Annotated in this window: 17 protein-coding genes and 4 tRNA genes; 6 read left to right on the plus strand and 15 right to left on the minus strand. The window is 38.0% G+C overall.

Annotated elements, in window-relative coordinates:
* The 3 genes from H4J57_RS08620 to H4J57_RS08630 are packed head-to-tail and all read right to left on the minus strand — an operon-like array spanning nt 1 to nt 1,901.
* The gene (locus H4J57_RS08620) at nt 1–762 is read right to left on the minus strand and encodes a metallophosphoesterase (RefSeq protein WP_220465937.1); all 762 of its coding nucleotides are present in this window, start codon (nt 760–762) and stop codon (nt 1–3) included.
* Between the two features lie 5 nt (nt 763–767).
* Nucleotides 768–1,262, minus strand: a complete 495-nt coding sequence (locus H4J57_RS08625; RefSeq protein ID WP_182242520.1) for a DUF1249 domain-containing protein — start codon at nt 1,260–1,262, stop codon at nt 768–770.
* Nucleotides 1,263–1,901, minus strand: coding sequence for an NUDIX domain-containing protein (locus H4J57_RS08630; protein ID WP_182242521.1), 639 nt, complete (start codon nt 1,899–1,901; stop codon nt 1,263–1,265).
* Nucleotides 1,902–2,096: 195 nt separating this feature from the next.
* Here H4J57_RS08630 and tolC point away from each other — a divergent pair, with 195 nt between their 5' ends.
* Nucleotides 2,097–3,458 carry an outer membrane channel protein TolC gene (tolC, locus tag H4J57_RS08635; RefSeq protein WP_182242522.1) on the plus strand — a complete coding sequence of 454 codons (1,362 nt, stop codon included), beginning with the start codon at nt 2,097–2,099 and terminating at the stop codon, nt 3,456–3,458.
* 106 nt (nt 3,459–3,564) lie between these two features.
* Here the strand turns inward: tolC and H4J57_RS08640 are convergent, their stop codons facing one another.
* Nucleotides 3,565–4,407 (minus strand): HDOD domain-containing protein, encoded by an 843-nt coding sequence (locus H4J57_RS08640; RefSeq protein ID WP_182242523.1) that lies wholly within the window; start codon nt 4,405–4,407, stop codon nt 3,565–3,567.
* 264 nt (nt 4,408–4,671) lie between these two features.
* Between H4J57_RS08640 and yegQ the strand changes: the two genes are divergently transcribed.
* Both yegQ and H4J57_RS08650 read left to right on the plus strand, forming a co-directional pair.
* A complete protein-coding gene (yegQ, locus tag H4J57_RS08645; RefSeq protein ID WP_182242524.1) occupies nt 4,672–6,072 on the plus strand; it encodes a tRNA 5-hydroxyuridine modification protein YegQ in 1,401 nt (466 codons plus the stop codon).
* 7 nt (nt 6,073–6,079) lie between these two features.
* Nucleotides 6,080–6,325 carry a YfhL family 4Fe-4S dicluster ferredoxin gene (locus H4J57_RS08650; protein ID WP_182242525.1) on the plus strand — a complete coding sequence of 82 codons (246 nt, stop codon included), beginning with the start codon at nt 6,080–6,082 and terminating at the stop codon, nt 6,323–6,325.
* A gap of 58 nt (nt 6,326–6,383) precedes the next feature.
* Here the strand turns inward: H4J57_RS08650 and H4J57_RS08655 are convergent, their stop codons facing one another.
* The 4 genes from H4J57_RS08655 to rppH all read right to left on the minus strand — a co-directional run bounded on the left by H4J57_RS08655 (nt 6,384) and on the right by rppH (nt 11,020).
* Nucleotides 6,384–7,217: a thymidylate synthase gene (locus H4J57_RS08655; protein WP_182216905.1), complete on the minus strand. Its 834-nt coding sequence runs from the start codon at nt 7,215–7,217 to the stop codon at nt 6,384–6,386.
* 48 nt (nt 7,218–7,265) lie between these two features.
* Nucleotides 7,266–8,087, minus strand: a complete 822-nt coding sequence (locus H4J57_RS08660) for a sulfite exporter TauE/SafE family protein (protein WP_182242526.1) — start codon at nt 8,085–8,087, stop codon at nt 7,266–7,268.
* A gap of 36 nt (nt 8,088–8,123) precedes the next feature.
* Nucleotides 8,124–10,400, minus strand: coding sequence for a phosphoenolpyruvate--protein phosphotransferase (gene ptsP / locus H4J57_RS08665; RefSeq protein WP_182242527.1), 2,277 nt, complete (start codon nt 10,398–10,400; stop codon nt 8,124–8,126).
* Between the two features lie 113 nt (nt 10,401–10,513).
* Nucleotides 10,514–11,020 (minus strand): RNA pyrophosphohydrolase, encoded by a 507-nt coding sequence (gene rppH, locus H4J57_RS08670; RefSeq protein WP_182216909.1) that lies wholly within the window; start codon nt 11,018–11,020, stop codon nt 10,514–10,516.
* Nucleotides 11,021–11,181: 161 nt separating this feature from the next.
* Here rppH and mutH point away from each other — a divergent pair, with 161 nt between their 5' ends.
* The gene (gene mutH / locus H4J57_RS08675; RefSeq protein WP_310733713.1) at nt 11,182–11,850 is read left to right on the plus strand and encodes a DNA mismatch repair endonuclease MutH; all 669 of its coding nucleotides are present in this window, start codon (nt 11,182–11,184) and stop codon (nt 11,848–11,850) included.
* A 385-nt stretch (nt 11,851–12,235) separates the two neighbouring features.
* On the opposite strand, the gene H4J57_RS08680 is transcribed toward mutH, so the two are convergent.
* The 7 genes from H4J57_RS08680 to H4J57_RS08710 all read right to left on the minus strand — a co-directional run bounded on the left by H4J57_RS08680 (nt 12,236) and on the right by H4J57_RS08710 (nt 17,001).
* Nucleotides 12,236–12,312, minus strand: a tRNA-Arg gene (locus H4J57_RS08680).
* Nucleotides 12,313–12,490: 178 nt separating this feature from the next.
* Nucleotides 12,491–12,567, minus strand: a tRNA-Arg gene (locus H4J57_RS08685).
* A gap of 94 nt (nt 12,568–12,661) precedes the next feature.
* Nucleotides 12,662–12,738 (minus strand) — tRNA-Arg (locus H4J57_RS08690).
* Between the two features lie 90 nt (nt 12,739–12,828).
* Nucleotides 12,829–12,920: transfer RNA gene (locus H4J57_RS08695), tRNA-Ser, on the minus strand.
* 343 nt (nt 12,921–13,263) lie between these two features.
* On the minus strand, nt 13,264–13,473 hold the full coding sequence (csrA, locus tag H4J57_RS08700; protein ID WP_070375981.1) for a carbon storage regulator CsrA: 210 nt from the start codon (nt 13,471–13,473) through the stop codon (nt 13,264–13,266).
* Nucleotides 13,474–13,885: 412 nt separating this feature from the next.
* The gene (gene alaS / locus H4J57_RS08705; protein ID WP_182242528.1) at nt 13,886–16,510 is read right to left on the minus strand and encodes an alanine--tRNA ligase; all 2,625 of its coding nucleotides are present in this window, start codon (nt 16,508–16,510) and stop codon (nt 13,886–13,888) included.
* A gap of 44 nt (nt 16,511–16,554) precedes the next feature.
* Entirely contained in the window at nt 16,555–17,001 is a 447-nt protein-coding gene (locus H4J57_RS08710) for a regulatory protein RecX (RefSeq protein ID WP_182242529.1), read from the minus strand.
* Between the two features lie 191 nt (nt 17,002–17,192).
* On the opposite strand from H4J57_RS08710, the gene H4J57_RS08715 reads away from it, so the two are divergent.
* Nucleotides 17,193–20,714, plus strand: coding sequence for a BACON domain-containing protein (locus H4J57_RS08715; protein WP_182242530.1), 3,522 nt, complete (start codon nt 17,193–17,195; stop codon nt 20,712–20,714).
* A gap of 275 nt (nt 20,715–20,989) precedes the next feature.
* On the plus strand, nt 20,990–23,149 hold the full coding sequence (locus H4J57_RS08720) for a M3 family metallopeptidase (protein ID WP_182221826.1): 2,160 nt from the start codon (nt 20,990–20,992) through the stop codon (nt 23,147–23,149).
* Nucleotides 23,150–23,283: the final 134 nt, after the last annotated feature.

A 23,283-nucleotide genomic window follows, 5' to 3' on the forward strand; every position in this document is an offset into this window, starting at 1 on the left:
TTATTCCTTTGTTAAAAAGTAGCTGTCTGACTTTATTTTTCCATCAGTAAATAGCGAAAAAACACGATAGCCTGGCCCTTGTCCATTTGAAGCACCAGCGCTTTTATTGGTGTCAAATTGAATCGATGTAGCCGGACAGGTAAATAAGGGAATGGCTGGTGATTGGTCTGAATACAAGGTTAATGCTTGATGCACATGACCACAGGTAATAGCTTTGATACTCGAAAACTTATTAATCGTTTGCCAAAACTCTGCTTGATTTTCTAAACCGTGTTGATCAATAAAATAACCAACATCTAATGGGTGATGATGCATCATCACTAATTGATGTTTTTTATCATCAACGATTGACTCAAATGCAGATAAATCGCTTGGTGTTACCAGACCTTTCGGTGTTTCACTTTTACTGTTAAGTAAAACAATTTGCCAATATTTATCATTAAAGACTTTTTCACGATTGAAAGGAGGAACAGATAAATATTTATCCAATAACTCGAGTTCATCATGATTCCCCGCCAAATAATAAAAAGGTATCGCTATGTCACTTTCAACAACAGCTTGCACAAAAAGTTGATAAGACTTTTCACTATGGTCTTGAGTTATATCACCGGTGAATACAATAGCATCGACTAAATGCTGATTTTTAATGTCGTCTAAAACACTGACTAAATTATGGTAAACATTAGCACCATGATGCAAACCATCTGTTTGAGAAAACAAATGGCAGTCGCTTATTTGCGCAATTTTAAAAATAGAAGACAAAAGGATTACTCAAAAAGTGATAAGTTGACTTGGCCTAACTTTAAACAAAGTTGCAGCCATTCTTTAAGAAACTGATTAATTTGCTCTTTTTCATCAGGTAAATGCATTTTACTATTAGGATAATCGTAACGAGGTTTAACTTGTTTGATGTCTTGATTACTGATCACCTCAGCCATTCGAGCATCATGATATAAACGGATAATCATTTTGGGACGTAAAATGTGGTCAAATACCGTTTTATTATTGTTATCTTCTCCAGTAACGACTGCTTTTGTCTTAGGCAGTTCTTGGCGAATACTCACCAAGCTGGTGTAGCGAGTAATTTCGAGTATTGTTATCTTGTAAGATAAAAAATCAGAAATAAAAAAACACCGCTCATCACCAACCGCTTCTTCATCGTTATGACTGGCCAATAAGCGAACTAAAAACATATAGTTAACTTCACAAAGATTCATTAAGGTTGATAATCTTGGCTGATATTTTTTACTTTGCTGTATCATTTACGAAGACCATTTCTGCTGTAGTTGATGAAAGTTATTCTGTAGCCATTGTAACCCAATTATTGTTGCTGCATTGGTGATTTTTCCATTTTCTAACAACGACATGGCTTGTTCTCTTGACATGACATGCAACAAAATATCTTCACTTTCAGTTTCTAAACCGTGCACCCCTGAGACATTTTTGCTATCTATATTAGCAACATATAAATGTATAACTTCGCTCATACCACCAGGACTTGAAAAATACTCCAGCACTTTATCGAGTTGATTAGCATTTAACGTTAAGTCGGCTTCTTCTTTAGCTTCTCGAATAGCAACATCAATAGGCGATTCATCTTGACCAAACATACCGGCGACAAACTCCAATAGCCATGGCGTGTCTCCTTGACCAATAGCGCCAACTCGAAATTGTTCGATTAACACAACACGATCAGAGGTCGAATCATAAGGAATAACGACTACCGCATGACCACGTTCAAAAACTTCGCGCGTTAATACTTTACTTTCGCCACCATCAAATAATCGATGGCTAAGTTGATACTCATCCATTTTAAAAACACCTTGGTAGCAGGTTTTTTGTTGATAAATGGTGACGTCTTTATTTGAAAACTTAGATGGTTTTGTATTTTTGTTAGGCATTGAGCGGCTTTATTTCCCATATAAAAAATTTAAATAAATGAAGATATTATAATAAAGCGACCACTAGCATAAAACATTTTGTTACACTAGAATGCATTCGCAAACATTTATTATATTTAGCTAATTCAAAAATCAAGATACGATAGTATCATAACAATATAGCGTACATGGCACACTCAAAGGAATAGCTCACTCATGAAAAAAACAATTACGGCACTCATCATTGGTTTGGTTTGTGTAACTAATACTACGTTAGTTAACGCTGAAGATTTATTGAGCGTTTATCAACAAGCACAAAAAAATGATCCTACCGTATTGAGATCAAAGGCTTTATTTAACGCATCAAAAGAAGGCATAGATCAAGCCAGAGCTGTTTTATTACCAGAGATTAGTGCTTCAGCTAGCTATACAAAAAGTAAAGATGAATTTATTCCAACATCGGATGATGGGCAATCATCAAATAGAACATTGACCAATAAATCTGATACTTTGCGCTATGGCTTGAGTTTAAGTATGCCATTATACAATCATAGTACATGGTTAAGATTAGATAATGCTAAAAAAGCCGCGCACCGCAGTGATGTTTCTTATCAAGCAGCAAAACAAGAGTTGATTGTTAGAGTAACGACCGCTTATTTCGATGTTTTGAGTGCTAAAGACGATTTAGATTTTGCTAAAGCAGAAAAAGCGGCTATTGAGCGTCAATTAGAACAGACAAAACAACGTTACTCTGTTGGTCTAAAAGCAGTAACAGACGTGCATGAAGCACAGTCGCAATACGATAATGCCGTTACTTCTGAAATTCGCGCTGAAAACAGTGTTTACACTGCAGAAGAAGCGTTAAGGGTAATTACCAATGTGTATCCAAGAGACTTAAGTGTTTTAAACACTGAACGTTTCAGTACCTCACGCCCTATACCTGACAGTGCAAATGAATGGCAACAAACAGCAGAAGCAAAAAATTTAGATTTAATTAGCCAAAAAATAGCGGTTGATGTTGCTAAAGAAAATATTAATATCGCAAGATCTGGTCATTATCCAACATTAAGTTTATCGGGCAGTTATGGTGCTAGAGATCAAGATAACGAAGTAAACAATGCCACTTTTGAAAACCCTGCTTTAGATAGTCAGTCTATCGGCATAACGTTAAACGTACCTATTTATTCTGGTGGCGCTACGTCAAGTGCTGTTCGCGAAGCACAGAGCAACTATGTTGCTGCCAGCCAAGATTTAGAGTTAACTTATCGTAATGTTGTTCGTAATACACGTAATGCTTACAACACCGTTATTGCTGCTGTTTCGGCAATCAAAGCCCTTGAGCAATCTGTTGTTAGTGCTGATAGTGCATTAAAAGCAACGGAAGCTGGTTTTGAAGTAGGAACTCGTACTATTGTTGATGTGTTAGATAGCACGCGTAATTTATATAACGCAAAACGTAACTTATCATCAACTCGCTATAATTATGTACAATCAATTTTATCGTTAAAACGTGCGGCAGGTACAATCAGTGAGCAAGACTTAATCAACATCAATCAAGGGTTAAGTGCCGCTAAGTAAGCTTATTAAACTTCCTTTGTGAAGTATTAATTGTAGGTTTAAAAGTTATAGATATAAAAAAACCCTGATATTTCAGGGTTTTTTATTGTCTACAACTTTATTGTTATTAACTAAACATAGTTTTTACATCAGTAACCATCTGTTGAAATTCTTCACTTTTCATAAAGTCCACGTCAGGTAAAATACCTTTATTCACATAGCTTTTTAATAACACTTCACAGGTTGATACATTCTTGAAAATACCGTTGTGAATAGCACCTGCACGAATGAAGTCCAAATAATGAGTTTCAGCAGGTAATACCGTTAAATCACTCCAACTGGTTACTAAGGTGACAAATTCATCTGAGAATCCCCACGCTTTAGTCACTTCTCCACCAATATCCGCAGCTAACTTAGCAATAGCTTGCTGTAAAAAAGTCGGGTTAGCGAAAACATCAGGATGATTTTCAGCTTCAGTTAAAATGGGTAAAACACCTATATTATGAACCAGTGCCGCCAATGTTAAGGTGTCTAACGTTAATGATGTGTGTTTATGGTCTTGGATATAAAAAGTCATTAAACTGATGGCAACTGCGGCTACATCGACGGTTTTTTTCCATGACTTTTTCAAATACATTGAAACTATTTCATTTTTTGAAACAAATACTTGCTCTAACGCCATCGCTGTTGCGATACTTTTGATTTGGCGCAAACCAATGCGAGTTACAGCCTGGTTGACTGTTTCAACTTTAACAGAACGTCCTAAAATAACGCTATTCGCTACTTTCAACATACCCAAAGATAAAGCAGGGTCATGACCGATAATATCACTCATTTGTTTTAAGTTAATGTTTGGGTCATCCGCCGCTTGGCGCACTTTCAGTGCTACTTCTGGCAAGGTTGGAAGTACAAGCGCATCTTGTTTAATTTTTTCTACTAAAATTGTATAAAGGGCATTTTCAGTTCCCATAGTCTCACCTTAATTATTATTATCATTTGTCAATTGTATTACATTAAAAAGTAGCACAGTTTTTTGCTTATATTATTATTTTAGGTCAAATATTAGTAAATTTTTCAATACTGTATCTTTATTAGACAAATGCTCAAATATTTAAAATTCTAGTTTTTAATCACTTAATATGATTTTCATCAAAGAACCGCCTGATAAGCTGTTTACCTATGACAAACGATGTTTTTATAATACCGCTAATATAAATCATCTATGTTGTTCATTATGCTAAAACCTGAATTATTATCGCCTGCTGGAACCTTAAAAAATATGCGTTATGCTTTTGCTTACGGAGCTGATGCTGTGTACGCAGGGCAACCCCGTTACTCTTTACGGGTGAGAAATAATGAATTCAATTTAGAGAATCTTAAAATTGGTATTAATGAAGCTCATTCCCTAGGTAAAAAGTTTTACTTAGTCAATAATATTGCTGCACATAACAGTAAATTAACAACGTTTATTAAAGATATTACGCCCGTTATAGCAATGCAGCCCGATGCCCTGATCATGTCTGATCCCGGCCTTATCATGATGGTACGGGAAAAATTCCCTGATATGCCAATTCATCTATCTGTGCAAGCTAATGCGGTTAATTGGGCAACCGTAAAGTTTTGGTATCAACAAGGTGTTGAGCGCGTTATTTTATCACGTGAATTATCGCTTGATGAAATTGAAGAGATTCGTTTTCGATGCCCTGAAATGGAATTAGAAGTTTTTGTTCATGGTGCTTTATGCATGGCATATTCTGGTCGTTGCTTGTTGTCTGGTTACATTAATAAACGCGACCCAAATCAAGGAACATGTACAAATGCTTGTCGTTGGAAATATGATAGCCACCAAGCAAAAGAAAACGAAACCGGTGATATAATAGCGGTACAGCCAGACATTAAAGTAAAACCAGAACTATTTATCCCTGATTCAGCTAAAATCATTATTCCAGAGCAACAACCAATTGAGGATATTATTTTATTGCAAGAGCAAGGTCGACCCGGTGAATATATGCCAGCATTTGAAGATGAGCACGGTACTTATATAATGAATTCAAAGGATTTACGTGCCGTTGAACATGTAGAACGTTTAATAAAAATAGGCGTGCATTCATTAAAAATTGAAGGTCGAACTAAATCATTTTATTACTGTGCTCGAACAGCACAAATTTATGGCCAAGCTATTTCTGATGCTTTAAGTAATAAACCTTTTAATCAAAATTTAAATACCGATTTAGAACATCTTGCTCACCGAGGTTATACCCAAGGTTTCTTAAAACGTCACCGCCATAGTGACACACAAAATTCTGATTACGGTTATTCAAAAAGTGATACTCAGCAATTTGTTGGTGAAATATTAGGCCGCAACGAAATAACAGGTTTAGTAGAAATAGAAGTAAAAAATAAATTTCTAGTCGGTGACCGTTTAGAGTTAATGACACCGCTAGGTAATACATCTTTTGTTTTATCTCATATGGAGAACGCCAAAGGTGAAGTTATTATTGACGCAAAAGGGTCCGGTCATAAAGTATCAATTTCGTTAGTAAGCGAGCACGATTTAACTTTTGGTATTATTATGCGCTACCTTAATGAAGGTGGCACAACACGCCAACCGTTTACACAAAATCAAGTAGCGTAATAGGGCCATGGCACTGATTATAGAAGATGCATGTATTAACTGTGATATGTGTGATCTAGAATGTCCTAATGAGGCCATTGCATTGGGTAGCATGATTTATGAAATTGACGTGGATAAATGTACTGAATGTGTTGGCCATTATGACAAGCCGACTTGTATTAGCGTTTGTCCTATTAATTGTATCAAAAAAGATCCAAAGCATAATGAAAATGAGCAAACGTTATTAGCTAAATTTATCGCTATGCATGGTTAACAGCACCTACTACGACTGAAACAATAACGTGCAATTGCTCAGTCGATTAAGTTTGTATTTAGACAGATATAGCGGCTTTTATATGAGCGTGGCATTGATAATTCACTAATTCAAAGTCTTCAAAAGTAAAATCAAAAATACTTTTTATCTCAGGATTAATTTTCATAGTTGGCAAAGGTAGCGGAGTGCGACTTAGTTGTTCATCAACTTGTTCCATATGGTTTGAGTATAAATGAGCATCTCCGAAAGTATGAACAAAATCACCTAGCTCTAAATCACAGACTTGGGCGATCATCATGGTAAATAGTGCATAACTTGCAATATTAAAGGGTACACCTAGAAAGATGTCGGCACTGCGTTGATATAATTGACACGACAGCTTGCCATTGAGTACATAGAATTGAAAAAGCGTATGGCACGGGGGTAATGCTTGCTTGCCCTGTGCAGCATTCTCTGCAGGGCTTATGGATGTATCAGGTAATAATGCCGGATTCCAAGCGGTAATAATATGACGTCGTGAATCTGGGTTATTTTTTAAATCATCAATCAATTGTGTAAGTTGATCAATTGTTTCGCCATTGGCTGATGGCCAATTACGCCACTGTACTCCATATACAGGCCCTAGTTCGCCCGACTCTGTTGCCCAAGCATCCCAAATTTTAACGCCATTCTCACTTAAGTAAGCAATATTAGACTCACCTTTAATAAACCATAATAATTCATGAATAATTGATTTTAGATGACATTTTTTAGTGGTGACCAGTGGAAAGCCTTTTGCTAAGTCAAAACGCATTTGATAACCAAAAATACTTTTGGTGCCTGTACCTGTGCGGTCTGATTTTTGTACGCCGTTATCACGAACATGTCGCATGAGATCTAAATATTCTTTCACTGTCTTTCCTTCTCTAAAAAATTTTAATTTTAAACAAACGCTATTGTACTAACTTAATATCATTTTAACTGCTACTAGCATCAAAAATATCGCAAATGCTTTCTTGATAGTACCGACCGGTAACTTACTCGCCGCTTTAACACCTATTGGAGCAAAAAGAGAAGACGTAATAATGATACCAAGCAAGGCAGGTAAATAAACATAGCCTAAGCTATATTTGGGTAAGTTCTCTTCTCCCCAACCAGCAATCACATAGCCGCTAACACCAAATATGGCCACAACCATACCACTGACCGTGGCAACACCAATACATTGGCGTAAAGGAACTTTAAAGTAACTTAATACCGGGACTAGAATAGCACCACCAGCAATGCCCATTAGACTTGCTAAAATACCAGTAAAAAAGCCAATACCTTTAACAATGATATTTTTGGGTAGTTTTTCATCATCGTTGTGATTAATTAATTTATTTTTCTTCGCTCGGTTTATAGCAATAAACATATAAGACGAAAGTAAAAAAACAGCAATAGCAAAAGTATTTTTTAGTGCAACAACAGAAAGCATATCAGCAATAAATCCGCCAAGTAACGATCCTAATGCAATCGCCATCATGAGTTGCTTAGCAAGTGGCCAAGGTATATTGCTATTACGGTGATGAGCTAATGCCGCGGAAAGTGAAGTAACAACAATAGTGGCTAACGAGGTCGCAAGCGCCATTGGCATAACTAAGTTCGGTTCAATCCCTAGCTGCGGTAATAAATACACCAAAGCGGGTACAATTATCAACCCGCCACCTATGCCTAAAAGACCAGCAGAGAAACCGACCACTGAGCCGAGTAACACGCAAATTAGAAAGATACTTAATAACATTGTTTACTGCTTTTTAAGTTAAATTAACCGGATACATTACCTACCGGCACGTACAAAACTACTTAAACCGAATTGTTCAAGTTGTTCATTTAAATAACTGTGTACTTGTTTGGATGTTGAAAGGGTTAACACATGTGCCAACATCATTTTTACTTGATGAAAATCAACATGGCGGATCACCCATTTAATTTTTGCGATATTATGCGCGTTCATACTCAATTTGTCATATCCCATCGCTAATAATAATAAAGCGCCTGCTGGTTCACTGGCTAGCTCGCCGCATAGGCTCAAGGGTACCAATGAGCGAGCTGATTGTTCTGCAATATGGTTAAGCGCTCTTAAAACAGCTGGATGATATGAATTATATAACGCTGATACGCGGGCATTATTTCGGTCAACTGCTAATAAATATTGAGTTAAATCATTACTGCCCACCGAAAAGAAATCAACTTTACTGGCTAATTCAGGCAATTGATAAATAATACCTGGCACCTCGATCATTATACCAACTTTTGGACGAGTGAGCTTTTCTTCACCGATAAAATCAAGTTCACCAGACAGTTCATAATAAGCTTGATTGATTAAACGAGTTGCTTCGTCTACCTCTAAAGTACTTGAAATCATCGGCAACATAATTTCTAAATTATTTAAGCCAACATTCGCTCGCAACATTGCTCGTACTTGTAAGAGAAAAATTTCAGGATGATCAAGTGTAATACGAATACCACGCCAACCAAGAAATGGATTATCTTCATTTATCGGAAAATAAGGTAACGACTTGTCACCACCAACATCTAAGGTACGCATAGTTACAGGTTGATCAGGAAAAGCACTTAATACTTGACGATAAAGTTCAGTTTGCTCTGACTCAGAGGGAAAGCAGCTGCGGTTCATAAAAGGAATTTCAGTACGATACAAACCGATCCCTACAGCACCTGAATTTTTTGAATATTCAAACCCTGATGAAAGCCCAGCATTAAGTTGCAACTCAATGGTTTGACCATCTTTGGTAATAGCAGGCAATTGCGCTACTTTTTTAACCTTATCGGCGAGTAATATCTCTTGAGTGATTAAGTGTTGATATTCACGTTGTAAGGCTTCATTAGGCTGAACAAAAAGCTCACCACTAAAGCCATCTACAATACAGTTCTTCTGGTGTAATCGACTAAGCGAAATTTTCTCAATACCCATTACCGCTGGCACACCTAGTGCTCTTGCTAAAATAGCAGCATGAGAATTATTGGAGCCCTGAAGCGAGACTACACCTTTTAAGCCTTGGTGCTGGTATTGTGCAAGCATAGCTGCCGTTACTTCTTCAGCAACTAGTATAAATTCTCGTGGAAGTTGTTGCTCTTTTATATTTAGTTTTTTTAAGTTAAGTAATAATCGATTACCTAAATCGCGTATATCACTGGCCCTTTCACGCAAATAACGGTCATCTAAGGCTTCAAACTGAATAATATAGCTATCAATGATTTGTTTTAAAGCACTTTCAGCAGTCCAACCTGATATTATTTTCTGGGTAACTTCTTTAGTAATATTTGCATTATTTAATAATTGCTTATACATATCGAAAATATCTAAAGTACTCTCCGCAATAATCCCTTGTAACTTACTGGCCATGAAATCAAAATCTATGCGTGTTTTCGCCACGGCTTCTTCAAAAAATTGTAACTCTAGCGTTGGGGTTTTAGTTCGTTGTAAAGAAACAGAAGCTAAACTTACCGCTGGATACACAACAAACATTTCACCAATCATTACCCCTGAGGAGCCAGCAACACCCTGTAATGCTTTAGTCCAATGACTATTAGCATCTTGCTCTGTGATTAACACATTAGCTTCAGCATTGGCCAATGAAGTAGCTAATTGGGCTGATAAGGTAACTAAGAATGCTTCTTCATTTTCGGTAAAATGCCTAGCCTCTTTTTGTTGAATCGCCAGTATGCCCAGCACTTTTCGTCGATGAATAATGGGGGTCCCCAGAAAGGCATTTAATTCGTCTTCCTCAACTTCAGGGGCATGAATAAATTGAGGATGGTTTTGCGCATTAGCAATGTTAAGTGGTTCTTCTCGCTGGCCAACTAAACCGACTAAGCCTTCAGTAAAACCGATGGTTGTTTGACCTAATGAACCTTCTGCCAAACCGTCAGAGGCAACCAATAAAAAATGTTGTCTGAGGTGGTCAGCAAGATAAATTGAACAACAGTCAGTATTCATCGTTTCTTTTATTTGTTCCACCATACGATGTAATGCACTGTCGAGTTCAGCGTTTTGGCTAAATTCTAGAACAATTCTCCGTAGGATAGTTAACATACGGCTCCTTAAATAAAAATGCCCGTTCACTTTAAGATATAGGGTCATCTTTAAGTGATACGGGTATATTATACATTTTTGTTTTGTCGTATAAAACTGCTACATAATAATAATCAACTACGACGTTTACGGTTTTGATGGCGATAAGAAGGCATAGACGCCTGAGCAAATTCCTTCATCACTTTACGGTAAACTTCACGTTTAAAAGACACTACCTGACGCACTGGGTACCAGTAACTTACCCAACGCCAATCATCAAACTCTGGATGATCAGAGTGAAGTAAATCAACCGCAGACTCTTCTGAAGTTAGCTTAAGTAAAAACCATTTCTGTTTTTGCCCAATACAAACAGGTTTACTTTCATGCCTAATTAAACGTTTTGGTAATTTATATCTCAACCAGTGTTTGGTCGAAGCAACAATACTGACATGTTCCGGTTTTAATCCCACTTCTTCGTGTAATTCTCGGTACATGGTTTCTTCTGCTGTTTCTCCCTCATCAACCCCCCCTTGTGGATATTGCCACGAGTGTTGACCATAACGCCTAGCCCAAAATACTTGTCCTCTATCATTGATTATGACTATGCCGACATTAGCTCTATAGCCTTCGGCATCTATCAAAGGAATTCCCAATAACTTTCATAAAATATATCTTGATTCTTCCATAATATGGGCTTGCGGGCAATTAATTAATTTTTTATTTTATCTAGACATAGCGTCAAAAGTTATGAATCTTTATACTGAGTAAAGAAAAGTCACGACTAAAGAGTTTACTCATTAAAATTAATATCCCTACTAACGAAGATGATTTACTAAAAAGAGCGCAAGCGCTTGCTGGACTTAATTTAGCTGAAATAGCTGAAGAAGCAGGCGTAGTAGTCCCTGAGAATTTAACCAGAGAAAAAGGTTGGATAGGTCTTTTACTTGAACAGGTCCTTGGCGCTAGTGCGGGGTCAAAACCTGAACCTGACTTTCCACATTTAGGTATTGAATTAAAATCGTTACCCATTACAATGCAAGGCAAACCTTTAGAGACAACATTTGTATGTGTTGCACCTTTGACCGGCTTAGTGGGGGCTAGTTGGAAAACCAGCCATATACGTAACAAAATGGCGCGTGTTTTATGGGTACCGGTAATTTCTGAACGACATATACCAATAGGTGAGCGTATAGTTGGCACCCCTTTTATTTGGTCCCCGTCTTATGAAGAAGAGCAATTACTTGCCCTAGACTGGCAAGAGCTTACCGATATGATTGTATTAGGTGAAGTAGAAAACATCTCAGGAAAACATGGCCAAGTGTTACAACTTCGCCCAAAAGCGGCCAATAGCCAAGCTAAAACACAAGCCTTTAATAAACACGGCGAGCCCTTTCGAACACTGCCTCGTGGCTTTTATTTAAAAACATCTTTTACACACATGTTATTACGTAATCATTTGCGTATTGATTAAGCACAGCCCCTTTATTAGCAGATGTTTACAATAACCAACAAAACGGCTCAGTTTACTAGTAAATATGGCGGTGCTAGCAGGCGAATAACCTGTGATCGGAAGCGGTTAGTTTCGTAGCGACTCTTATATAATCGATCTCTCCAGCAGGTTCGATAAACTATCACTTTACTTTAGACGAAAAAAAACCAATCCGAAGATTGGTTTTTTTCTGCTTTTCAGCAAATGTGGTGGGCGCGGCAGGAATCGAACCTGCGATCGGAAGCGGTTAGTTTCGTAGCTGCTATTATATGCTCGATCTCTCCAGCAGGTTCGATACACTATCACTTTACTTTAGACGAAAAAAAACCAATCCGAAGATTGGTTTATTTCTGCTTTTCAGCAAATGTGGTGGGCGCGGCAGGAGTCGAACCTGCGACCGCCTGGTTCGTAGCCAGGTACTCTATCCAGCTGAGCTACGCGCCCACATTAAACTTTATTTACTATCTTGTTCAAAGATAACACCCATTATTTTTATAAGCCTTGGCATTTGCTTAACAACTCAAAATACCTCCTAAGGATGATACTTGAGTTTTTAACTGCTATATTCCAGAAGAAAAAAAACCAATCCGAAGATTGGTTTATTCCAGCTTTACAGCAAATGTGGTGGGCGCGGCAGGAGTCGAACCTGCGACCGCCTGGTTCGTAGCCAGGTACTCTATCCAGCTGAGCTACGCGCCCACATTAAACCTTATTTAATATCTCGTTTGAAGATAATATCTATTAATTTTATAAGCTATGATATTTGCTTAGTCCACATTTCAATAAAGAAAAGTGGTGGGCGCGGCAGGAGTCGAACCTGCGACCGCCTGGTTCGTAGCCAGGTACTCTATCCAGCTGAGCTACGCGCCCTCACATGAACTATTTTTTATATCTTAGTCTAAAGATAGCAAATTGCTTTGCATTTATTACTTTTACCGCAGTTACCTTTAATAAAAGTAATGGCGGAGAGCGAGAGATTCGAACTCTCGAACGGATTTAAAGCCGTTACTCCCTTAGCAGGGGAGCTCCTTCGGCCACTCGGACAGCTCTCCATTTTTACTTCTTTACTGTTGAGTTCTAATACGTACTTTGAAATACATCTTAGAAAAAAACTCTCTATCAGGCTAGTAGCCAGATACTCCTTTAACAGGTGAGCGTCTTCAACCAATCGGTCACATCTCCAGTGGGTGCGAATACTAATGGATCGAGAAAATAAGTCAACAATATTTTCTATTTTTCTGTACTTTTAAATCTGTTTGCCGAGATTTCAACCAACAAGGCTATTTTTCAAGCTCAAAAAGATTATTGTCACTAAATTAATGCTAAAAAAATTAATATTAGTCATTAAAAAAGTCGGCAATTGCCGACTTTTTTTAATGAAGGTGTTCAACAAAGCTAAAATTTATTACCTGTTTCGGCTTCGCTACTGTCACTTCCTGTTTTTTCTGCTTGTATGCGCATGTAAATTTCTTCACGGTGAACAGATATTTCTTTTGGCGCATTTACGCCAATACGAACCTGATTACCCTTTACACCTAAAACAGTGACGGTAACTTCGTCACCAATCATTAACGTTTCACCAACCCTACGAGTTAAAATTAACATCCTAAATATCCTTTATGTTTAAAAGCCAGTCCACTAAAAAATTATAAGCTAGTAATAAATTTAGTTTAATTTTGGTAAAAGTACATAATAAAAATTAAAAACTTTGTAAAAAATAGTTACTTAAGTTCACTAAGACCCAGTTTTACCACTATTTACAAAGATTTTATTACCACGAGTGATAATCAGTTATTAACTTTGCACTTATAACCAATATTGGCATTCTAGCAAGCTTATTCAAGCAATAAAGTTATTTTTTGGAAATAATTATAACTATTTGTTATTATTAATATTGTAGTTGACGTATGTTAACTCTGCATTAACCGCTAAGTAACCTAATTTACTATTTAAAAGATTTACCCACAAAAAAGGAGCTAAAACGCTCCTTAATGAAATATATTAGCTTACTATAATATTACGATAACTGGTCAATTAACCATGCTTTCGCTGTGTCTAATGCCATGGGTAAATTCTCTGGCTTGTTGCCACCAGCTTGTGCCATATCTGGACGCCCACCTCCTTTGCCACCGACATGCTGTGCTGCAGCATTAACTAAATCACCAGCTTTTACCTGTCCAGTGAGATCTTTAGTTACACCAGCGATCAAACCTACTTTTCCATCTGATGCTGTGCCTAATAAAATAATCCCTGAGCCTATTTTATTCTTGAGTTCATCCATCATGCCGCGAAGCGCTTTAGACTCGGTACCTGCTAAATCTGCAATAAGTACCTTCACACCATTAACATCTACAGCCTCACTGATTAAATCAGAACCGGCTTGAGCCGCTACTTGCTGCTTTAGGATTTGAATTTCTTTTTCGAGTTGCTTACCACGACTAATTAATTGCTCAACTTTTCCTGGCATACTCGCCACATCAGATTTAACCATTGAGGCAACTAAGCTTAGATTTGAACCTTGCTGCTCAGTAAAAGCAAGTGCACACTCACCCGAAACAGCTTCTATGCGACGAACACCTGCAGCTATGCCTGATTCTGACACTATTTTAACAAAGCCAATATCGCCAGTACGCTCAACATGAACACCACCACAAAGCTCGGTAGAAAAACCACCTAAAGTAACCACTCGTACTTCATCGTCGTATTTCTCACCAAATAAAGCCATAGCGCCTCTTTCTTTAGCTTCGTCTATCTGCATTAAGTTGGTTTCACGAGACAAGTTATTACGTATTTCTTGGTTAACTAGACGTTCAACAGTTTGCAACTCTTGCGCGGTAACTCCTTCAAAGTGAGAGAAGTCAAAGCGTAACTTTTCAGCATCACATAACGAACCTTTTTGCGTAACATGTTCACCCAAGACGCTACGTAAAGCGGCATGAAGAAGGTGAGTAGCCGTGTGGTTTTTAACGATAGCTGCGCGTCGCTCAGTATTTATTTCTGCTTTTACTAGGCGATTTAAGCCAATATTTACGCGAGCAATTCCTTTATGAGCAAAGGCATTACCCATTTTAGTGGTGTCATGTACTTCAAATATACCGTCATCAATATGAAGAAGGCCTTGGTCTCCTGCTTGACCGCCCGACTCCGCATAAAAAGGTGTTTTGTCCAAAATAACAATGCCCTGCTCGCCTGCTTTTAATTCAGCAACCGACGCTTCGTTATTGAATAATTCAACAATCGTTGCGGAGAATTCATTACGGGTATAACCTTTAAACTGCGTGTTGTGATCAGATTTAAGCTGGTCGTTATAGTTAGAACCAAACTGACTTGCTTGCTGAGCACGTTCGCGTTGAAGTCCCATAGCAATGTCAAAACCATTGTGGTCGACTTTTAATTGACGTTCTCGGGCAATATCTGCCGTTAAATCGGCAGGAAAACCATAGGTGTCATAAAGTTTAAAGGTATCGTCACCTGAAATAGTGTCGCCTTTAAGATTCGCTAAAATATCTTCAAGTAAGATCATGCCACGATCTAGGGTGCGGCCAAATTGCTCTTCTTCGATACGTAATATTTTTTCAATAACCGCTTGTTGGCTAATAAGCTCAGGGTAGGCTTCACCCATTTGCTTACCTAATGAAACAACTAGTCGATGAAAGAAGTGTGATTTTGCTTCTAATTTATGACCGTGGCGTACGGCACGTCGAATAATACGACGTAATACATAGCCACGACCTTCGTTTGAAGGCATAACACCATCGGCTATTAGGAAGCTACATGAGCGAATATGATCGGCAATTACACGCAAAGACTTATGTTCTAAATCATTGCACTGTAACAATTCAGCAGTATCTTTAATTAAGCCTTGAAAAATATCAATTTCATAATTGCTATGCACGCCTTGCATTATCGCTGAAATACGTTCTAAGCCCATACCTGTATCAACAGAAGGCTTTGGCAAGTTTTCCATAGTACCGTCAGCATGACGGTTGTACTGCATGAAGACTAAGTTCCAAATTTCAATAAAACGATCACCATCTTCATCTGGTGAGCCTGGAGGTCCACCAAAAATATTTTCACCATGATCATAGAATATTTCAGAACAAGGTCCACATGGCCCCGTATCACCCATTGACCAAAAGTTGTCTGACTCGTACTTTTTACTGGGTGACTTATCACCGATACGAATAATTTTATCTACCGGAATACCTATTTCGTCACGCCAAAAAGCGAAGGCTTCTTCGTCACTGTCATAAACAGTCACTAATAGCTTTTCTTTAGGTAAGGCTAATTTGACGGTTAAAAATTCCCAGGCAAAACGTATAGCGTCTTCTTTAAAGTAATCACCAAAACTAAAGTTACCTAACATTTCAAAGAAAGTATGATGGCGCGCCGTGTAGCCAACGTTCTCTAGATCGTTATGTTTACCACCCGCACGAACACAACGTTGCGACGAGGTTGCACGGGTATAACTTCTGCTCTCTGCCCCTAAAAAAACGTCCTTAAAAGGAACCATACCAGCATTGGTAAATAATAACGTCGCGTCATTACCTGGAACTAATGAACTACTTGGAACAATTTGATGTTGCTTCGAAGCATAAAAGTCTAAAAAAGTCTGTCGTAATTGTGCACTAGTTTTAATCATGGGAATGTTCACTCTCTGAAAAGTTAATTCTTGAATTTATTCGTTTAATCGCTATAAGTATATTTAATCAATATCATGATTTCATCCGAAGAGAAACCTCGAGACTGCATAAATCGAATGCGTTTTAATTTATCTTTTTGGTCTTTAATTGTACTTTCGCCAAAGCGTTTATTATACGCAAGCTCGGCTTGAAGATACCAATCAATTTGCTGATTTTTACTCAGTTCAACTATAATAGTATCGCAAACACCTTTTTGTTCCAATTCATTGCTAATATAAAGCCAACCATAACCTTTATTAAGGCGGCTACCAAACAAAGATTCGGCAAAACGTTGGTCACTCAGATAGTTTTTTTTAATTAGAAATTCAAGGACTGGCGTAATTTCATCTTCACTGTGTTGACGAAATTTGAGCTTTTGCATTAACTCTTCATAAGAATGCTCGCGACGAGAGAGGATACCTACCGAACAATGTAAGATAGCTTTGTTCAATGATTCATCACCTTTAAAGACGTTTTACCGCTTATTTTACCTTTAAATTAACGGATAATTATAGTGTTCAATTATTTAAATTTTAGATAAATAATAAGTTTTTACTTTGAGTGAATAATCACGCAGAATAAGTTGTTATAAAAGTAAGCGTAAAGTTTGCAGATAAACAGCAAAATAAAACAGGGATCTGTATGAAGGTATGTTTTAAGAACCTCAGTCAAATGTTCACCATTTTTTGTATAACATTATTGCTTTCTGCCTGTGGTGGTTCTAATGATAAATCAAAAAATTACGCCATTAACGCTGATGTTTCAACGATTAGCTTTAGCAATGAGATAATTACTGAGTTTGACGATTCAATAACCGTTAATGTTACTTTTGCTGGCGACGGTTTATTAGTGGGTTATGCCCCTGACTCCCAACCCGTGGGCTGGCTAGCCTTTAGAACTGAAAACCTAACCAGTAATTCTGCCACTGTTCATATTGATTTAACCCAAGCAGACCAAATTAATTTAGGTGAATACGCCACAAAGCTGCGTTTTTCAACGGGCGAACTCTCTGATAATGGCGCAACCCTAGTGCATCATGACATCAACGTTTCATTACTTATTTGGCAAGCAAATATAGATACTGAGCTGGTCAGTTTTCGTGGCACCTTTGGTGATGTCAGCATTCCTAGCCAAACAATCGCTATCACCAGTGAAAGTAATAACTGGCAGTTAAGCAGTGATATTGACTGGATAACTTTTGACATATCTTCGGGCTCAGGTGATGCAACGGTCACCGTTACCCCCAATATTAGCAGTTTTACTGCCGCGCAGTTAGCAAGCGGAAATATTATGCTCACCGAAACAACAACGGGTGATACTAAGCTTATCCCTGTAGAAGTTGGTTTAGATAATCAATATTTGTATGCCAACCAAGCCAGCTTGGCTTTTACGTCAACCGCGAATATTTCAGTGCTTGAGCAAACCATCAAAGTCAGTACCAACAGCAGCGCTGAAATAAATTGGCAAGCAAGTTCCGCCTCAACCTGGTTAACCTTAACAAAACTCGACAATGACTTTCTTAAGGTTGCTGTTGATGTGAATGCCATGCCGGTAGCGGCGATAAGTCAAACTGAAATAACCCTCAATGCCATTGAAAATGAAGTTGTTATTGGGCATGTTCTGCCGGTATCATTATTTCAAAGTACTGAGCAAACAGAAACTAAAGTCATCACGGACATAGCCGCAAATATCGATACCGTGATAGCAGCACCTAACATGCCCTACTTTTATGTTGGCTCAGAAAACAACTTACTTGTTTATCAACAATATAGTGGTGAATTAATTGCAACCATCGCTATCGCTCCTGATAACACCCTACTTGAGCAATTTATTGTTCATCCTGACGGTAGTAAATTACTAGCAAAAGCGCTTGAAGTTGTTATCAATGAAGACGAGACCACCACTGAAGTTGTTCATCGTTATAATATCAATTTAAGCGATTATAGTTTTACTGAAATTGCATCACCAACCATAGAGTTTGAACCTAGCCGTTACGTACAATTTTCTGGCCGATACTTTATTGTCACACAAACACTTGAATACGCAGATGAAGAGTTACAACGTTTATTTTGGGATCGTGAAAATATATTTTTCACGGCAACCATTGACCAAGCCAGTGAAACAGAAGCTTTATATGCACTAGACTTTCAAACGGCAACCTTAAATCGCTATAACGCAAAAATTAATGACTTTAGTCAAGATAAAATCATTACGAGCTTAACCCATGAATATAAACCAGAACGGTTAGCTGAAGCCGATAGTATTTCAAGCTTTGTCGTTAATGATAACGAAACGGCGCTTTATCTTATTAGCCCAACAAGTGAACACATTAGCTTTGATGGCACCGCTTTTACAGATATGGGATTACTCAACCAAGCAGACGGTGCAACGACGTTATTTGTTGAAAAGTCGAATAACAATTTTGCCCATTATCTTCGTTTTGTTCCCGCTAGCGGCTTCGTTGTGAATGTTTACAACCAAGCATCAGCACTGACTGCTACCATTGAAACTCAGGGACAACAGCCCACCAGCATTGATATTTCATCTGATAATAAACGCTTGTTAGTGAACGCGGTAAATAGTACTCAAATAGAAATGGTAACTTTAGCGCAGTTTGATGTGTCGGCATCTCAGTTGTCCTTTAATACTACCTTAGGCAATACCAGCGTTGCTAGCCAGGAATTGACTATTTCAGGCGTGAGTGATTCATGGCAAGCAACAACAGATGTTTCATGGTTATCTTTGACTCAAACAACAACGCAAGAGAGTAAAACGCTTGTTATTTCCATTGATTCAAATGAGATCATCGGTTGGGGTTTATTTACCGGTATCATTACTATTACCGACCCAGAGACGGGTATCAATGTACAAGTAGTGATTGAGTTAGCGGTTGATGAAATAAGGTTATTCAGTAACGCTTCAGCACTAACCTTTACTTCACAAGCGGACAAGTCAACGCTCAGTCATACGGTAGATATTGTCACCAATAAATCCAGTGCGGTAGCTTGGCAAGCACAAAGTAATGTTAATTGGTTAACGTTAACGGCTGATACCGTTAATAATACCCTAGCGATCGACGCCGATCCAAGCAAAATAACGACTAATGGTTTGTACTATGGCGAAATCACCTTAGCACCGGTCAATAGTTCTGAAAGCGTCAAAGGTACAATAAAAGTCAGCTTTGAAAAAGGCGATTTTGACACAACAAGCATCAGTGAAATTGTTATCACTGATATTACACCTAATACCTCAGCTGTCGTATTAGACCCACTGCGTCCTAATATTTATATCGGCCAAGGTGATGTGATAAAAGTGTTTAATATTATTACTGGCGCTGCAATAACAACGATTAATTCACCGCTTGGCGGTGTTGATTTAACCGACTTGGTTATTCACCCTGATGGCTCACTCTTGTTAGCTTCAAATAGTGAAAACTACAACGATGAAAATGGGCAGCCACAAACGCGTATTAATCATTATCAAATAAACCTTAACGATTTCAGTATTAACTTACTGCCAGCTGCTGACATAGATCTACAATTTAGGCCTAAAACTATCGCGATGATCGCCGGTAAAGCCATTGTTATCAGTCAAGCGTTAGAATATGCAAACTTAGCCTTAGCGGTGCAGTTCTGGGATAGAGAAAATACTTTCAACTCCCCCATTATCTATGACGTTCCGGCAAGCAATCATGTTATTGCTTATAACGCTAACACCTCAGCATTGCTACAATATACCTTAGCGTACAATGCCTTTACTGCTGAAAGTGTTCAACAAATTGCCAGTAATGAAAATATTAACAGCGCTTATAGTGGCGTTTTATCAAATATAGTCACCAGTAGTCGTGGTGCAGACCTTTATACAGCGAGCACCACTTCAGAGTGGACAACTTTTGATGGTACAAGTTTTACTGACCAAGGCGTTTTACGAGCGAGTATACGAACGGTTAACGTAGCCATTGACTCGGCTAATAATAGTTATTTCTATCGTTTCGATAGTAGTGGCGTTTTTATTCTCAGTAAATATGATGAAAACCAACAAGCCTTATTTACCGTCGGATATACTGCTGGTTCTGTTGACAGTTATATATCGCCAAACTACCAGCGAATTATTCACTACAATTCGACTGCAAATAGTTTAGTACTTGATTATATTCCTGATTAAGCTCAGCTACATATTGCACTTATGTAATCCCGTGCTCGCACGGGATTTTTATTTCCACTAAAGCCTACTTATTTATCTTATTCTGTATTTTACAAAAATAATCAAGGTAAAAGCTGACAACTTAACAATTCAGCTTTTTTAACCGGTTACTCACCGTTTTTAAACGTGCTGCATCTTGTAGCTTGGCCGAGTGCAACATAGAATAAATTCATTAGCTTTGTCTATACGATATTAACAAAGTCATTTAATTGTCTAACATTTAATAAAGGTCATTTATGAAAAAGCGCTTACTCGCCCCGCTTGCTATTGCTATCGCATTAGCCGGTTGTCAGTCGTACGACGATAACAAGAATCAAACCAAAGAAAGTCAGCAAAAAATTAAAAAAGCTGAACATATAAATCCATTGTTCAGTGCATTTACTACGCCACACGGCATCCCCCCTTTTGATCAAATTAAAAAAAGTGATTACTTACCCGCATTTGAGCAAGCTATTAGTGAAAATAAAATAGAAATTTCCACTATTGCCAATGCCACTAACACAGCAACATTTGCAAATACCATTGAAGCGATGGAAAAGTCAGGTGACTTTCTTAACCGCGTCAGTAATGTATTTTACGGTTTAACCGGTTCAATGTCTGACGAAGAAATGCGTAATATTGCCAAAGCAGTATCACCACAATTATCAGCGCTAAATGACGACATTAATCTTAATGCAAAATTGTTTGCTCGGGTAAAAACAGTTTATGACAAAAAAGATCAACTGAATTTACAAGTAAACGAATTAACCTTACTTGAGAAAACCTACAAAGGTTTTGTCCGTGGTGGTGCTAATTTATCAGATGCTGACAAAGTAAAATTACGCCAATTTAATACGCAATTGAGTGAATTAAGCTTAAAATTTGGCGAAAATTTATTACACGAAACGAACAGCTTTGAAATGGTTATTGATAACAAGGCTGATCTAAACGGTTTACCTGATGATATTATTGCCGCCGCGGCTGTTACGGCAAGCGATAGAGGCCATGAGGGTAAATGGGTATTCACCACTCATCGTCCTAGCAAAAATCCCTTTCTAACCTATGCAACTAACCGTAAATTACGGGAAACCTTATATAAAGGTTACACCATGCGCGGTAACAATGACGATGAGTTTGATAACAAGAGTATTGCTGCAGAAACAGCCAGCTTACGTTACCAAAAGGCACAGTTATTAGGTTATAAAACTCACGCACATTTTGTCCTTGAAAATGCGACGGCTAAAACACCTGAAAACGTATTTGGTTTATTAAATCAAGTATGGCCAGCTGCTTTAGCGAGAGCAAAAGAAGAGTCAGCTGATATGCAAAAGCTGGCTAACTCACAAGGCACTAAAATTGAAATAGAAGCCTGGGATTGGTGGTACTACGCTGAGAAAATTCGTAAAGCTCGCTACGATATAGATGCAGCAGAAACTAAGCCATATTTCTCGCTAGAAGGTACTTTACAGGGAATATTTTTCACCGCAGAGAAATTATGGGGCGTAACCTTCAAAGAACGCAACGACTTACCTAAATACCATGAAGATGTACGTACCTTTGAAGTCTTTGATAAAGACGGCAGCTATGTTGGTATTTATATGACTGACCATTACGTGCGCGAAAGTAAACGTGGTGGTGCTTGGATGAGCAGCTTCCGTAAACAACATCGTATGTATGGTGAAGAAGTTACCCCTATTATCTACAACGTATTAAATTATCCACGCCCGGTAGGTGATACGCCAACATTATTAACTTTTGATCAAGCGTCAACTTTATTTCATGAATTCGGTCATGCAATTCAGGGCTTGTTGTCTAACGGTTATTACCGCTCACAAACAGGTACTGCTTTACCACGTGACTATGTTGAATATCCTTCACAAGTCATGGAAAATTGGATGACTGAACCAGAAGTATTAGCAAACTTTGCTAAGCACTATAAAACAGGTGAAGTTATTCCAATGGCATTAGTTGATAAAATTCAAGCTTCAGGTAAATTTAATCAAGGTTTTGGTACCACTGAATACCTTGGTGCAGCTTTACTTGACATGAGTTGGCATTCTTTAGAAACAGCAGAGCTGCAAGATGCTGCCGTATTTGAGAAAAAGGTCTTATCAGAAATTGGCTTAATTAAAGAGATATCACCTCGTTATAGAACAGGTTACTTTTCTCATATATTCTCTGGCGGTTATTCATCAGGTTATTATGGCTACATTTGGTCAAATATCTATGATGCAGATACATGGTTAGCGTTTAAAGAAAATGGCATATTCGATGAGAAAACTGCAGATTTATACCGTAAGCATATCTTAGAGCCCGGTGGTAGTGAAGATCCCACCATAATGTACCGTCGTTTTAGAGGCCAAGACCCTAAAGTTCAACCTTTGCTTGACCGTCGTGGTTTAACAACAACTAAATAACGTTAACCCTAATATTATTAATATCCGTTATTTAAGACTCCGTCATGCTGATACTAGATTTATATGAGTCTCAGCATGACGATTTAGAGCTGAAAAAGATATTAACTGACATAGCGTTTTATGGTAATAAAAAA

It is taken from the genome of Colwellia sp. BRX8-7, from assembly GCF_014077275.1.
Taxonomy (GTDB): domain Bacteria; phylum Pseudomonadota; class Gammaproteobacteria; order Enterobacterales; family Alteromonadaceae; genus Colwellia_A.

Coding starts and splice junctions, on each gene's coding strand:
- H4J57_RS08625 (WP_182242520.1), bottom strand. CDS start 1,262: ATGATACAGCAAAGTAAAAAATATCAGCCAAGATTATCAACCTTAATG.
- H4J57_RS08630 (WP_182242521.1), bottom strand. CDS start 1,901: ATGCCTAACAAAAATACAAAACCATCTAAGTTTTCAAATAAAGACGTC.
- tolC (WP_182242522.1), top strand. CDS start 2,097: ATGAAAAAAACAATTACGGCACTCATCATTGGTTTGGTTTGTGTAACT.
- H4J57_RS08640 (WP_182242523.1), bottom strand. CDS start 4,407: ATGGGAACTGAAAATGCCCTTTATACAATTTTAGTAGAAAAAATTAAA.
- yegQ (WP_182242524.1), top strand. CDS start 4,672: ATGCTAAAACCTGAATTATTATCGCCTGCTGGAACCTTAAAAAATATG.
- H4J57_RS08650 (WP_182242525.1), top strand. CDS start 6,080: ATGGCACTGATTATAGAAGATGCATGTATTAACTGTGATATGTGTGAT.
- H4J57_RS08660 (WP_182242526.1), bottom strand. CDS start 8,087: ATGTTATTAAGTATCTTTCTAATTTGCGTGTTACTCGGCTCAGTGGTC.
- ptsP (WP_182242527.1), bottom strand. CDS start 10,400: ATGTTAACTATCCTACGGAGAATTGTTCTAGAATTTAGCCAAAACGCT.
- csrA (WP_070375981.1), bottom strand. CDS start 13,473: ATGTTAATTTTAACTCGTAGGGTTGGTGAAACGTTAATGATTGGTGAC.
- alaS (WP_182242528.1), bottom strand. CDS start 16,510: ATGATTAAAACTAGTGCACAATTACGACAGACTTTTTTAGACTTTTAT.
- H4J57_RS08715 (WP_182242530.1), top strand. CDS start 17,193: ATGAAGGTATGTTTTAAGAACCTCAGTCAAATGTTCACCATTTTTTGT.
- H4J57_RS08720 (WP_182221826.1), top strand. CDS start 20,990: ATGAAAAAGCGCTTACTCGCCCCGCTTGCTATTGCTATCGCATTAGCC.